Source organism: Sphingobacterium sp. B29, from assembly GCF_001952815.1.
GTDB classification, from domain to species: Bacteria; Bacteroidota; Bacteroidia; order Sphingobacteriales; family Sphingobacteriaceae; genus Sphingobacterium; species Sphingobacterium siyangense.
Genome location: NZ_CP019158.1, coordinates 6,014,678 through 6,029,632, shown reverse-complemented (window position 1 = coordinate 6,029,632; position 14,955 = coordinate 6,014,678). Strand labels below are relative to the sequence as shown.

The following is a 14,955-nucleotide window of genomic DNA, read 5'->3' as shown; positions in this document are numbered from 1 at the left end:
TATAAAAAAATAAAGTTAAGGGACTTTATTTATGTTTAATAATAACCAAAAAAGGGATAAACCATTTCATGCCTATGAAACGTTTTGCATTACTCACGTTTTTATTTTTAAGTGTGTCTATGACATTTAGTCAAACACAAGACGCTTATTGGAAAACTATTACCGATCGATCAGAAAAAATTGTAGCGAAATTATCGTTACAAGATCAGAAAAAAAAGGAAGCAGCAGTTCACATTATTCGTGATCAGTATTATCTTTTAAACGCTTGTTATGCGCTTCGTGATTTGAAAATCAAGGAGAATACGGATAAGAGCCTAAAAGAACAAATCACACAAGAAACGCTTCGGGAAACAACTAGTTTAAATCAAGCTTTTGTAGCTCGGCTAAAAGAGGTTTTAACAGAGCCTGAAGTTGAGGCGGTTAAAAACGGTATGACCTATAATGTCTATCCAAATACGGTGAGAGCCTACCAAGATATGATTCCGCTGCTTACAAAAGATGAAGTTCATATGATTGATAGTTTGTTGTATGAAGCACGGGATTTTGCCATGCAAGCTGAATCATCTGAAAAAAAGCATGCTTGGTTTGGCAAATACAAAGGTAAAATCAATAACTATTTAGCTTCCCACGGTTATAACCTCAAAGAAGAAGGCGATAAATGGGCCGCGAGATTAAAAAAATAACCCAATAAATCAAATTAATACCCAAATTATGAATCAGTTCATATTCCCGAGTAAATCCTCTAAAAGGTTGGCAAAACTGCTGGCCATTGGAATAATGACTGGCGGGATCATTCCGTCATACTCCTATGGAGTAAATCTAAGTGAACACAATCTACACTTTTTTAAAAATATCACAGGGAAGGTTGTTGATCAAAACGGAAAACCTCTTGCGGGGGTAACGATATCCATTAAGGGATCAAAAACTGCGACGTCAACAGACGCAGATGGTACATTCAGGCTAAATTTGCCAGTTGGAAATGAGATTTTGGTGCTCAATTTTGTTGGCTATAAAAGATTAGAAATACCAGTTGGAAACCAGAATGTGTTAAACATACGCATGGAGGCTGAAAGTCAGGAGCTCGAAGAGGTTGTGACAGTTGGTTATACCACACAGAAAAAAGCACATTTGACTGGATCGGTTGTGGCGATAAAAGCTGAAGAAATTGAAGATTTACCTTCGACGAATGTGGGTTCGACATTGGTGGGCCGGGTTGTAGGTCTTAACGTCAGCGGGGGAACGAGTCGTCCGGGAGCAAAGCCCTCCTACATTCTACGGAATCCAATGGGCGGCGGTAAAGATGGCGGAACAAGTGCCCCTTTATTTGTGATTGATGGTGTGATTCAGGTAGATGGACAAAATCAACCTGATCAGACGTTGTTTAATAATCTCGATGCTTCAGAAATTGAGAATATTTCCTTTTTAAAGGATGGTGCTGCGGCGGTGTATGGCGTTAGAGGGGCAAATGGCGTTGTTTTGGTAACAACCAAAAAAGGAAAAGTGGGTACGCCAAAGATCAGTTACAACGGTTCGTATGCCATTAATGATGCAACCTATCATTCAAAAGTGATGGATGCGTATCAATTTGCTAATTACTTTAATATCATGAACGGACTGAATGGAGCAAACCGTGACCCAAAAGCAGCCGGTTTTGACAAATGGTTTTTCTCGCAAGATGAGCTAGACTATTTTGAGAATCATTCTTATAATTGGTTAGACGATGCTTGGAAAGCAAGTTATCTGACACGACACTCGTTGAATATTTCGGGCGGCGCAGATAAAGCGACTTATTTTGCAAATGTGGCTTATAATAAACAAAACGGTAATTTGGGTACACTGGATTATGATCGCTGGAATTTCCGAGCCGGAAGTGATATTCAAGTGGCAAGTAACTTTAAGGTAGGTATGCAGGTTTCGGGGAATACAGGTAACCAGCAAAAAACCTTTAATAAGATTGGCGGTGAAAATGACGATAACGATTACAGAAATCTATTGTTGGCTTCGCCCTATGTTCCAGCTTATGTCAATGGTTTGCCAGTTCGTCTGCCGGGAACAGCAGGTGATCTATCTGCTTATCATTATTATGAATTGCAGAAATTAGGTAATTTAACAACTACCGATTCAAGACAATTCAGTATTAACCTCAATGCCGAATATCAAGCCCCTTGGTTAAAAGGTTTGACTTTACGAGGATCCTATGCTAAAAATTTAAAAAATGAGCGTGGGGACCAAATTGGGACAAAGTATCAAACTTATACATTTGATCAAAGAAGCGGTGAAAACGGACATATTTACGATGAAAATATATCTGGAGAAAAGGCTGTCACTTTTAGCAACGGTAATCGCGTTTATTTTTCAAATGCAACCGGTAATAATTATCAGGCAAACTTTACGGCGACCTATGATAAACAGTGGAAGAAGCATAATTTCTCGGGATTATTTTCGGTGGAAAAAGCGGAAGCAAAATCGTCCCAGGAAGACGTTTGGAAAAATGATCCATTACAAAATACGAATGGACAATTTGGAACTGCTTTTGGTACTGTAGAAGGACGTACAGCGGCTTATGAATCTGGAACCTTAGGCTACCTTGGCCGACTAAATTATCGCTATAGCGAAAAATACCTTGCGGAGGTATTATTCCGTTCGGATGCTTCGACGAAGTTTGCGCCCGAAAACTATTGGGGTAAGTTTTATAACGTCTCTGTAGGTTGGGTCATCAGTGAAGAGGATTTCTTTCATGTAAAAGGTATTGATTATTTAAAAATGCGCCTTTCACATGGTAAATTGGGGAATGATCAGACCGCCGCTTGGGGATGGAAACAACGTTATACCTATCAAATCGGAAAAGGTGGAGTATTTGGAGGAAACGGCGACGCAACCACAGGAATGAAGATGGAGAAAACTGCTAACAGGAACGCCACGTGGGCTAATGATTATAAAAATAATATCGGTATCGATGCCCGTTTCTTCAATAGTCGGTTGTCGGCTACCATCGATGGTTATTATAATTTCGGACGAGATTTGCTCCTCGAGCGTACAGGAAATGTCCCAATCTCGGTCGGCGGTTCTGTTGCTGCTGAGAATTTTGCAAAAAAGAATACTTATGGTCTTGAGTTTGACTTGGGGTGGCAAGATAAAATTAACGAATTTAGCTATGGAATTAGCACGCGCCTTTCATGGACAAATGATAAGATTCTGGTGTGGAATTATAATGATGTGGATATGATGTATCCATGGAATCCCCAGCTAAATGCTTCTTCAGATAATGGTGCCTGGGGGTATGATTATTTGGGTATGTTTAAGACACAACAAGATATCGATAACTACGTCAGCCAGTATAATATTACCCAAGTGTTCAATGAGACGGCCGATAAGTTGAGGCCAGGTATGCTCTACTATCGTGACGTTCGGGGGGCGCTCCAAGCTGATGGTACATTTGCTGGTCCTGATGGAATTATCAACGAATTCGACCAAATTCAATTAGCCAAAAATAATACCAATCATTACTCAGTTGGAATGACATTAAAGGCTGGTTATAAAGGGATAAGTGCGGAAGCAGTTATTACTGGTTCTTTCGGCGGTTATAATGAAATTACTGAACGTAAACCATTGAATAATGATATTTCGCGTGTTTACACGAATTTACCCGCTTTTTGGGGAGATGTTTATGATCCAGTGCTAAACCCAACAGGGAATATGCCAAATCCCAATTGGGCAGATATGTATAATGTTCGTTCGAATTTCTGGACTGTTCCAGCTTTTCAAATGCGAATGAGCAGCTTTAATGTAGGTTATAGATTTCCAGATAAAGTTAATAAATACTTGAAAGTTTCAAATCTAAGGGCCTATTTAAGTGCTATGAATCCATTGACAATTTATAATCCATTTGGTTATAAAGACGGTAATGGTGGAGGATGGGATGTATATCCGAATTTGAGAACTTATTCTTTTGGTATTAACGTAACATTATAATTAGGCAATGAAAAAATTAACAATTTTAAATATAGGACTTTGTTGTTTGTTACTGACCAATCAAGCCTGTAAAGATAACTTTCTAGAGGAAAAAAGAGATTTAGGGGCCGTTGATGAAACAGATTTGTTTCAAGATCCTATTTTAGCCACGGCTTATGTGGATTATGTTTATGGCCTGTTCTTGCCAGCGAATAATGCACAATCTTTTGTTGCTACTCAAGATGCTTCGGATAACGGAGGGTATAACAATACTTTTACACAAACCACAGATGAATTAGCTGGGGAAACCGATTTCAATAAGCAATGGAATGCGATTTCCTATATTAATAATCATGCAAATAAATATTTTGGTCAGCGCATGAGTGCTAGTATTGGGAATAATGTGTGGACGCGAATGAAAGAGATCAATGTTTTTCTCGAAAAAATCGATCTGGGAGGGATTGACGAAGCAACTCGAAATCAATTAAAAGGTCAAATGTATTTTTGGCGTGCTTTTCAGTATTTCCAATTGGTTCGGATGTATGGTGGTGTACCTTTAGTTCTCGAATCACAAAATCCGATAGTAGGAGATAGTGATGCTAATTCAATTCCCAGAAGTACAACTACAGAATGTATTGCGCAAATTGTGAAAGATCTGGATTTAGCCAAAAGCCTCTTGCCAGGTAAATGGGATGGCGGCAACTGGGGGCGGATTACTAGCGGTGCAGCAGCAGCGTTAAAAGGACGCGTGCTCTTGACTTATGCTAGTCCGCAATTTAATCCAAATGATTCACGTGATCGTTGGGAAGCGGCTTATGCGGCAAATGCGGAAGCAAAAGCGCTACTGGAGCAAAATGGCTTCGGTTTATTTCAAACCGGAGGTACTGTAGGAGGCAAGGCTTGGAGTGATATGTGGTTTACTGAAGTAAATAATCCCGAAGCTGTTATTGTATACGGATTTAATAATGCATCTTCCAGTTCAACAGCTGTAAAAAATAACGGCTGGGAGCAAGTAATTCGCCCGCGAGAACTTTCCGGTGCAGGATCGATTTCGCCAACTAAGCAGATATTTGACGCTTTCCCGATGTTAGATGGTAAAAATATTGACGATCCGACATCTACATATACTTATGATGCGAAAAAGTTTTATAAAAATAGAGATCCACGCTTTGCCCGAACTTTCGTTTATAACGGAGCTTTATTTCCTTATGCAAATGGGGAGAGCTACCGCCAATGGACCTATTATTGGAAAAATAGTAAAGGAGCCTACGTTTCGACGGAAACTAAAGGTTCTAACGCAAGTGGTATCTATCTTCGAAAGGGATCTAACCCTGCTGCGTCTGCTACATCGAATGGGGCAGCGGGATTTCAGCAAAGTGGTACAGACTATATGGAAATGCGTTTTGCTGAAGTAGTATTGAATTTAGCAGAATCGGCTATCGGCGTCGATAAATTACAAGAAGGTTTAGATGGAATCATTGAAATCCGGAAACGTGCAGGAATTGAGGTCGGTGATGGATCATATGGTTTAGCCACGGTTGCGGGGAATCGCAATAAATTATTTGGGGCGATTATTAATGAACGCAAATTGGAGTTTGCGTATGAAGGTAAACGATTTTATGATCTTAGACGTTGGAAGCTTTTTGAAGAGGGTTCACCTACTGCCCAACGTATTGGTTTAAAACCATTAAATGGAACAAGAAGAACAGGTTTGTTAATTACGGTAAAAAACAATGGCATGGAATATACCGGTAATTCAGATCCGTTAGTTCGGAATGGTTCAAATGTTCCTGTAGTTGAACGCCAGCCCGCAACTTATCCTGACGGAATTGAAAATCAGGAGCAATATTTGGATTATCTGTACGATAATTATTTTGTAATTGCTGAAAAAGATGATTTGGATCCGACAAATACTCCATGGAAATTTAAATGGTACCCAGAGTATTACTTTTTCGGATTAAATCAAACAGCCTTATCTACTTCACCTTATTTACAACAAACTACAGGTTGGGATAGCATGAATGGAGCTGGAACTTTTGATCCGCTAAAATAATTCCATTTGTAAAAAATATTAAAGCAATGTATGTGAATTGTGACACGCATTGTTTTTTATAAATGTATATCTGACATATATTTGAAATAAGAATTATAAATCCTACTAACTAGATAAACATGTTACATAAAATAACGCTGACAGCATTGTTAAGTCTCATTACATCAATCGCATTTTGTCAGTATCCCAAAATTCCAGAAGACGTTAAGAAGAATACAGATGAGCTGATGCGCAAAGCGACCAAACAGTCTGATGAAGCTTGGCAAAAAGCCCTACCTGTCATAGAAGAATATGCAAAACAAGGTAAGCCTTATATTCCTTGGGCTGGGAGGCCTGCAGATTTACCACAAGCGACTATTCCGGCTTTTCCAGAAGCGGAAGGTGGTGGTAAATTTACTTTTGGCGGACGTGGTGGAAAGGTGTATGTTGTGACCAACCTGGAAGATAATGGTGCTGGTTCATTGCGGGAAGCCTGTGAGAAAGGTGGCCCTCGTATTATCGTATTTAATGTTTCGGGTATCATTCGTCTGAAAACGCCATTAATTATTCGGGCTCCATATGTGACTATTGCTGGACAATCTGCACCAGGTGATGGTGTCTGCGTGGCGGGTGAATCCGTTTGGATCAATACACATGATGTTTTGATTCGTCATATGCGTTTTAGACGCGGTGAAACATACGTCGGTCGTCGGGATGATGCGATCGGAGGGAATCCGGTGGGAAATATTATGATAGACCACGTTTCTGCAAGTTGGGGACTGGATGAAAATATGTCCATGTACCGTCATATGTATAATGACAGCACGGGAAAAGCAGAGGAAAAACGAGGTACAGTGAATATAACTATTCAAAATTCTATTTTCTCTGAAGCGCTGGATACTTGGAACCACGCCTTCGGTAGTACCTTAGGTGGAGAAAATTGTACGTTTATGCGTAACCTTTGGGCGAACAATGCGGCCCGTAACCCATCTATTGGCTGGAATGGTTTGTTCAATTTCTATAATAACGTTGTTTACAACTGGGTGCATCGCTCAATTGATGGCGGTGATTATCAGGCGACTTATAATATTGTGAATAATTACTTTAAACCAGGTCCAGCGACCCCACTGGATCAGCCTGTAAGTTACCGGATCTTAAAACCCGAATCCGGCAGAAGTAAACTGTCTTACGTGGTATTTGGCCGTGCACATGTTAAAGGTAACATTGTGGAAGGGAACGCCAAAATCACTTCAAACAACTGGGATGGTGGAGTACAATTGGAAAATAAAAAGGGGGATGCGATGACTTATGCTGAAGCGCAACCTTACTTTGCAGCAATGAGCGCAAAGGAACCATTTCCTCATGCTAATTTCCCTGTAATGTCTGCGCAGGAAACTTACGGTTTTGTTCTTGAACATGCAGGAGCCACCTTACCTAAAAGAGATCCTGTCGATACACGGGTTATTGGCGATGTTAAAAACGGTAAGCCAGTCAAACTATTAAGCAATGTGAAACTGCCAGAAAAAGATTTTGAACATCGGAGATTACCAAAGGATTCGTATAAAATCGGTATTATTACTGACATATCCCAAGTGGGCGGATACCCAGTATATAAAGGGACACCTTACAAAGATTCCGACAATGATGGTATTCCGGATGCAGTAGAAAAAGAAATGGGACTTAATCCAAATGATCCTAGCGATTCTGCGAAGATTACAGCATCAGGTTATGCGAATATCGAAATCTATCTGAATAATTTGGCGGCGAAATAATTGCTGCTGGCATACCCTTGTTTAGGAGATAGGCACAGCATCAAGTAAGCTGGGTATTTATATAACCAAAAAAAATAAACGGAGCTTGCGAGCTTATGTTAATTACTTACATATGAAATCATTATTTAAGCGAAATACCATGTTAATTTTGGGGTTAATAAGCCCAATAGCAGCATTAGCTCAATATCCCGTTATTCCAGATTCACTAAACAAATTGGCTGCTGAACGGGAAAATATGGAAAACATACGCTTAGAAAAAGTGTGGGTGAAGGCACAGGAAGTTATAAAGAAAGAAGGGAAGCCCTATATTCCTTGGGCAGCCAAACCTAATGACTTACCACAGGCGAAAATTAAAGCGTTTCCTGGGGCTGAAGGTGGGGGTGCTTACACTGCTGGTGGCCGAGGTGGAAAAGTTTTTGTTGTGACGAGTCTTGCGGACAGTGGACCGGGAACGTTGAGAGAAGCCTGTGAAGCTGGTGGTGCCCGTATTGTTGTATTTAATGTTGCTGGTATTATTCGACTGGAAAAACCAATTGTCGTTAAGGCGCCTTATATTACGATTGCCGGACAGACAGCACCAGGAGATGGAGTGTGTGTGGCTGGAGAATCTTTTCTGATTGATACACACGATGTCATTTTACGCTTTTTACGTTTACGTCGCGGTGAAACTGACGTAACGCGTCGTGATGATGCTGTAGGCGGTAATGTGGTTGGTAATATCATGATTGATCACGTATCTGCAAGCTGGGGCCTGGATGAAAATATGTCGATCTACCGGCATGTATACGACCGCGAAGGCAAAAATCTCAAATTGCCTACAGTAAATATTACGATCCAGAATTCTATTTTTTCTGAAGCATTGGATGCTTACAACCACGCATTCGGAAGTACAATAGGCGGATTGAATAGTACATTTATGCGTAATCTATGGGCTTCAAATATTAGCCGGAATCCTTCCATAGGAATGTATGGTGACTTTGGATTTGTTAATAATGTCATTTGGAACTGGTGGAATCGAAGTGCTGATGGCGGAGACAATAAATCCTTATTCAACTTTATCAATAATTACTATAAACCCGGGCCGATTACACCCAAAGATAAACCGATCGCATACCGTATCTTAAAGCCAGAGTCTGGAAGAGATAAAGCATTTAAAGATCAATATGGTAAGGTATATGCACATGGAAATGTAGTAGAAGGTTTTCCAAAGGTCACTGACAATAACTGGGATGGCGGTATCCAGATTGAGGATCTACCGAATGTTGGCGGCCGTGAAAAAGAAATCCGTGTTGATAAAGCTTTTCCAATGGCTCCAGTTACAACACTATCCGCTCAAGATGCTTACAATTATGTGCTTAAAAACGTAGGTGCTTTTCTGCCTAAACAGGATGCTGTTGATCAACGGATCATTAAGCAAGTGTCGGAGAATAAGGTTTATTATGATACAACGAAAGCGCAACATGGATTTGTATCACCATATGTTAAGCGACGCCTCCCAGAAGATTCTTACAAACAAGGAATTATATCGGATATCGCGCAGGTGGGCGGTTATCCAACTTATGTGGGGGAACCTTATCAAGATTCAGACAATGACGGTATTCCTGACAATCTGGAGAAGAGCATGGGTTTAAATCCCAATGATCCCGGCGATTCGAGAAAAATAGCAAAAAACGGCTATGCCAATATTGAGAACTATTTAAATGGGGTTGTAGCATTAGATGCTGTCGTACCCAAAAAGTAAAAATAACCATGAGAAAAAGAATGCAGTTTTTTTCTTGTATCGGATTATATGCTTTCACCTGTATTGCTTTTACTGCACATGCACAACAAATGAAAGCATATACACCTTTGGTATGGGATGAGGCAAAGTTTGTGTACCATGCAGATTCGCTTGGAAATCAGATTCCTGATTTTTCCTATGCGGGATACAAAGGGGGAAATGCAGCTATTCCTACAGGGGAGATTGCTGTTGTCGTTCCTCTAAAAACAGGTGATGCTACACAGCGTATTCAAGCTGCTATCAACTATGTGTCAATGCTACCGTTGGGTAAAGATGGATTACGAGGAGTGGTGCTTTTACAAGCGGGAGTTTATTCTGTTTCCGGTTCTCTTAAAATAAGTGCCTCAGGTGTTATTCTGCGTGGTAGTGGTTTCACAACAAATGGAACGGTCATCATTGGTGAAGGAACAACAAGAGAAACACTCATCCGTATTCTCGGAAAAGACGATATCACGTTTGCAAAAAAGACAAACGTAACAAGCGCTTACGTCCCTGTCAACGCGCGGGTATTGGATATTGATCATGCGGCTTCCTATAAAGCTGGAGATAAAATTAGGATTACAAGACCTTCCACGCAAGATTGGATTAATCAGCTTGGTACTGATCATTTTGGTGGTGGCATTACTTCGCTAGGTTGGAAACCCGGGCAACGCGATGTGACTTGGGATAGAACGATTGTTGCAGTGAAAGGTAATGGTATCGAGATTGATGCACCAATCACAACAGCATTGGATAGACGCTATGGCCAAGCGACTGTTGAGCAGTATAATTGGAAAGGAAGAGTCGAAAATGTAGGTATCGAAAATATCGAACTTAAATCTGCTTTCGATGCGAATAACCCAAAAGACGAAGACCATCGCTGGATGGCAATTACCATTGAAAATGCTGAAAACGTTTGGGTTCGGCGCATGCAGTTCCGGCATTTTGCAGGATCAGCTGTCTACGCTTTGGCAAGTACTCAAAAATTAACTGTAGAAGATTGTATTTCCCGCGATCCGGTTTCGGAAATTGGTGGGCAAAGAAGATATACGTTTTTTACAAAGGGTCAGCAGACTTTGTTTCAACGGCTCTATTCCGAACATGGGTACCACGATTTCGCTGTAGGCTATTTGGCTGCAGGGCCAAATGCTTTTGTCCAATGCCAGGCAGTAGAACCTTTCAGTTTTAGTGGCGGGATAGATAGCTGGGCATCGGGGATTCTTTTTGATAATACAGATATTGATGCGCAGGCGCTAAGCTATAAAAACCGAGGTCAAGATGGTCAAGGGGCGGGCTGGTCAGCAGCAAATTCTGTGTTTTGGCAGTCTACAGCTGGACTCGTGGAGTGTTTCCAACCCCCGACGGCACAGAACTGGGCTTTTGGGATTTGGTCTCAATTTCAGGGAAATGGCTATTGGGAGCAATCGAATGAATATATCAAGCCCAAAAGCTTGTATTATGCACAGTTACGGGAAAGAATTGGCCTAGCGGCTGATGAACGCGCAGTACTGTTGCCAGTTTTGACCGAAGCATCCAGTAGTCCGCCCGTCAGTGTTGCCATGGAGCTGACACGTCAGTCTGAAAATCCAATGACGAAACTGGTTGACTTTATTGCAGAAGCCGGTGATCGTTACCCCTTAAATACGACCGCAAATGTAAAAACCATCGATCAAATCGGCTATAAAGAGACTACCCCAGCAAAAAAACAAGCCGATATGCGTGTCGTAAACGGTTGGTTGGTACGTGGTGATGAAGTACTCGTAGGGGCCAAATCGGATGTTCCGTGGTGGAGTGGTAGCGCTCGACCGCATGGTGCTGAAAAAGCTAAACCACATATCACGCGCTATGTGCCTGGAGAGGTTGGCACGGGGTTGACAGACGATCTTGAGGAGATGACGGATTCATTAAAAAAAGATAACATTATCGCCATTGATCACAATTACGGACTTTGGTATGATCGGAGACGTGATGATCACGAACGTATTCGTCGGATCAATGGGGAGGTGTGGCCTCCGTTTTATGAACTGCCATTTGCGCGTAGTGGTCAGGGGTTAGCCTATGACGGCCTGTCTAAGTATGATTTGACAAAGTACAACAAATTTTACTGGGGACGCTTGAAACAATATGCAGATCTAGCAGACCAAAAAGGTTTGGTATTGCTTCATCAAAATTATTTTCAACATAATATTATTGAAGCTGGTGCACATTACGTGGACTTCCCATGGCGTGCAGCTAATAATATCAATAATGTCGGATTTCCAGAACCGGTTCCTTATGCTGGTAATAAACGAATTTTTATGGCAGAACAGTTCTATGATATCGATAACCCTGTTCGTCGTTCGTTACATCGCGCTTATATCCGTCAATGCTTGGATAACTTTAAAGATAACTCGGGAGTCATTCAGATGATCAGCGCCGAATATACGGGACCCTTACATTTCGTTCAGTTTTGGGTCGACGTGATCAAAGAATGGAAAGCGGAGACAGGTAAAAATCCAATTATTGGTTTGAGTGCAACAAAAGATGTACAAGATGCCATTTTAGCCGATAAAGAACTTGCTAAAGAAATTCAGGTCATTGATATCCGCTACTGGCATTATCAAGCCGATGGAAAGAGCTATGCTCCCCAAGGTGGACAAAATCTGGCGCCGCGTCAGCATGCACGATTGTTGAAACCAAAGAAAACATCGATGGAGGCCGTTTATAAAGCCGTATCCGAATACCGCACAAAATATCCGGATAAAGCAGTGTTATACTTTGCTGACAACTACCCAACGATGGCTTGGGCATCTTTTATGGCAGGAGGCTCTATGGCAAACCTACCTAGGATAGGAAACAACGATTTCTACCGTGCAGCATCAGCGATGAAAGCGACAGAAATCAATGGCGCTTGGTTGCTAAAAGGTAGCCAAGGTCTGATCATTTATAAGGAAAAATCCGATGCAGAAGATATTGATCTATCCGATTATAAAGGCGGTTTTGAAATGACACGCATTAATCCGAAAAACGGAACGATTATTAAAACGGAGAAGATCAATCTCGGGAAGCATATTCATTTGAGCAATTATACAAAAGAGCCAGAAATTATTTGGCTAAATAAGAAATAACAACATGTCTATTCGTAAGAAACTTATACTATTTACAGTTGCAGGAGCCCTTTTTTCGTGTGCGTCCAATAAGGAGTCCAACCAGTCCACGCTTTTGAAGATCTCGGAAAATGGCCGATATATGATGACCGAGGATGGGCGTCCCTTCTTTTGGTTGGGTGATACAGGCTGGCTGCTTTTCAACAAGATGAACCGGGCGGAAGCCGAGCAATATCTGGAAGATCGGAAGCAAAAGGGTTTCAATGTCATCCAGGCCATGGTCCTGCATACCGTTCCTTCCGTAAATAGTTATGGTGATTCTTCGGTTGTCAACAAAGATATTTCCAGACCGCTTGTGACCGAAGGGAACAATCCGGATAATGCAACAGCGTATGATTATTGGGATCATGTCGATTACATTATTGATAAGGCTGCTGAAAAGGAACTCTATGTTGCTTTGGTCCCGGTTTGGGGATCACCAGTGAAGGATGGAAAAGTATCAGCTGAGCAAGCAGAAAAATATGCTACGTTTCTTGCGGAAAGGTGGAAAGACCGTCCGAATATCATTTGGTTAAATGGTGGTGATATAAAGGGATCAGATAAGATGGAAGTGTGGGAGAAAATCGGCCAAACAATAAAATCCATCGATCATAACCATCTAATGACTTTTCATCCTAGAGGACGAACGGCTTCTTCGGATTGGTTCCACGATAGACCCTGGCTGGATTTCAATATGGTGCAATCTGGACACCGTACCTACGCTCAGGACACTTCCGCGAATGAACGGAAACATTATGGCGAGGATAACTGGAAGTTTATGGCAGCCGACTGGGATATAAAACCCCTTAAACCAACCATCGACGGGGAACCTTCTTATGAAGGTATTCCACAGGGATTACACGATATAAATCAACCGAGATGGAAAGATGCTGACGTCAGAAGATATGGCTATTGGTCTGTATTTGCGGGTGCATTTGGTTATACCTATGGGCAAAACTCGGTCATGCAGATGCATGGGAAGCAAGATTCCACCTCGGCGTATGGTTCGGATGAGCTATGGAGTTCGGCAATTAATGCGCCGGGTGCGTTCCAAATGAGATTTTTGAAGGAGCTTATGCTGTCAAGAGACAATTATTTTGATCGTGTTCCCGATCAGTCTTTAATTGCGGATAATGGTGAGAAATACAATCGTTTACTCGCGACAAGAACTGGGAATTACGCATTTATCTACAATTACAATGGGAGGGAAATGAAAATTAATATGGGAAAAATCGAAGGGGACAAAGTAAAAGCATCCTGGTTTGACCCCCGAAATGGATCAACCAAGGTAATCGGAGAGTTTGAAAATAAAGGTGTACAAACTTTTGTGCCCGAAGGCGGGCAAAAGGAGGGAAACGACTGGGTGTTGATCTTAGATAGCATTTAATGAGGAATTTAGTCAAATTGTTTGTTTTATTTAGTGTGACATCTCTCTTGGCTTCATGTCAGAGGGATGTTTACCTATTTACCTCCTTCCGCGAACCAGCTAATGAAGGTTTACGTTATCTGTATAGCAAAGATGGCTACCATTGGAATGCGATTAATGGGGTTTATTTGAAACCGGAATTAGGAAAACAGAAAATCATGCGCGATCCGTCGATGATACGGGATAAACAAGGTATTTATCATTTGGTATGGACCATTGGTTGGCAGGGAAATGAAGGAATCGGCTATGCACGTTCAAAAGACTTGATCCATTGGGAAAATCAACAGATCGTTCCAGTGATGCAACAAGAAGCAACCACTGTCAATGTTTGGGCGCCAGAGTTATTTTATGATGATATAGAAGACCGGTTTATTATTATTTGGGCTTCCACCATTCCTTATCGCTTCGCAAAAGGCGTAGAAGAAGAGAAAAACAATCACCGCATGTACTCTACGACAACCAAGGATTTTAAATCTTTTACGGCAACCAAATTATTTAGCGATCCCGGATTTAGTGTCATTGATGCGGTCATTGTCAAGAAGGCGCAAAAAGATTATGTATTGGTACTAAAAGATAATACGCGGCCCAACCGGAATCTAAAAGTGGCTTTTGCAAAAGATGCATTAGGACCATTTCAGCAGATCTCTGAGCCTTTCTCGCCGTATTTAAGTGAGGGGCCTGCGGTGCTTAAAGTCAAGGATCAATGGTTAATCTATTTCGATTCATATGGTAGCAAAAGCTATGAGGCTGTGTCCACCAAAGATTTTAAGGTCTTCGAAAAAATCAACGACAAGATTTCCGTTCCAGAAGGGCATAAACATGGAACGATCTTCAAAGCGTCCAATAAAGATTTAAAAAATTTGCTTCGGGATGAAGCCAAAAAGAAATAA

At 41.3% G+C, this 14,955-nt stretch carries 8 protein-coding genes; all 8 read left to right on the top strand.

The window, feature by feature from the left end; all coding sequences use genetic code 11:
* Window positions 1–74 precede the first annotated feature (74 nt).
* The 8 genes from BV902_RS25815 to BV902_RS25780 all read left to right on the top strand — a co-directional run bounded on the left by BV902_RS25815 (window position 75) and on the right by BV902_RS25780 (window position 14,955).
* Entirely contained in the window at window positions 75–683 is a 609-nt protein-coding gene (locus BV902_RS25815; RefSeq protein ID WP_075994345.1) for a DUF3826 domain-containing protein, read from the top strand.
* A 28-nt stretch (window positions 684–711) separates the two neighbouring features.
* A complete protein-coding gene (locus BV902_RS25810) occupies window positions 712–3,972 on the top strand; it encodes a SusC/RagA family TonB-linked outer membrane protein (protein WP_075994344.1) in 3,261 nt (1,086 codons plus the stop codon).
* 7 nt (window positions 3,973–3,979) lie between these two features.
* On the top strand, window positions 3,980–6,004 hold the full coding sequence (locus tag BV902_RS25805; RefSeq protein WP_075994343.1) for a RagB/SusD family nutrient uptake outer membrane protein: 2,025 nt from the start codon (window positions 3,980–3,982) through the stop codon (window positions 6,002–6,004).
* Between the two features lie 119 nt (window positions 6,005–6,123).
* Window positions 6,124–7,755 (top strand): polysaccharide lyase, encoded by a 1,632-nt coding sequence (locus BV902_RS25800; RefSeq protein ID WP_075994342.1) that lies wholly within the window; start codon window positions 6,124–6,126, stop codon window positions 7,753–7,755.
* Between the two features lie 112 nt (window positions 7,756–7,867).
* On the top strand, window positions 7,868–9,496 hold the full coding sequence (locus BV902_RS25795; RefSeq protein WP_075994341.1) for a polysaccharide lyase: 1,629 nt from the start codon (window positions 7,868–7,870) through the stop codon (window positions 9,494–9,496).
* A gap of 8 nt (window positions 9,497–9,504) precedes the next feature.
* Complete coding sequence (locus BV902_RS25790) at window positions 9,505–12,621, top strand: DUF6298 domain-containing protein (protein ID WP_216640415.1); 3,117 nt, start codon at window positions 9,505–9,507, stop codon at window positions 12,619–12,621.
* A 4-nt stretch (window positions 12,622–12,625) separates the two neighbouring features.
* Window positions 12,626–14,026 (top strand): glycoside hydrolase family 140 protein, encoded by a 1,401-nt coding sequence (locus BV902_RS25785; RefSeq protein WP_075994340.1) that lies wholly within the window; start codon window positions 12,626–12,628, stop codon window positions 14,024–14,026.
* Window positions 14,026–14,955, top strand: a complete 930-nt coding sequence (locus BV902_RS25780; RefSeq protein ID WP_075994339.1) for a glycoside hydrolase family 43 protein — start codon at window positions 14,026–14,028, stop codon at window positions 14,953–14,955. Before BV902_RS25785 ends, BV902_RS25780 begins: the two co-directional genes overlap by 1 nt.

Excerpts from the sequence above, each read along its gene's own strand:
- BV902_RS25815 (WP_075994345.1), top strand. The coding sequence starts at position 75 with ATGAAACGTTTTGCATTACTCACGTTTTTATTTTTAAGTGTGTCTATG.
- BV902_RS25810 (WP_075994344.1), top strand. The coding sequence starts at position 712 with ATGAATCAGTTCATATTCCCGAGTAAATCCTCTAAAAGGTTGGCAAAA.
- BV902_RS25805 (WP_075994343.1), top strand. The coding sequence starts at position 3,980 with ATGAAAAAATTAACAATTTTAAATATAGGACTTTGTTGTTTGTTACTG.
- BV902_RS25800 (WP_075994342.1), top strand. The coding sequence starts at position 6,124 with ATGTTACATAAAATAACGCTGACAGCATTGTTAAGTCTCATTACATCA.
- BV902_RS25795 (WP_075994341.1), top strand. The coding sequence starts at position 7,868 with ATGAAATCATTATTTAAGCGAAATACCATGTTAATTTTGGGGTTAATA.
- BV902_RS25790 (WP_216640415.1), top strand. The coding sequence starts at position 9,505 with ATGAGAAAAAGAATGCAGTTTTTTTCTTGTATCGGATTATATGCTTTC.
- BV902_RS25785 (WP_075994340.1), top strand. The coding sequence starts at position 12,626 with ATGTCTATTCGTAAGAAACTTATACTATTTACAGTTGCAGGAGCCCTT.
- BV902_RS25780 (WP_075994339.1), top strand. The coding sequence starts at position 14,026 with ATGAGGAATTTAGTCAAATTGTTTGTTTTATTTAGTGTGACATCTCTC.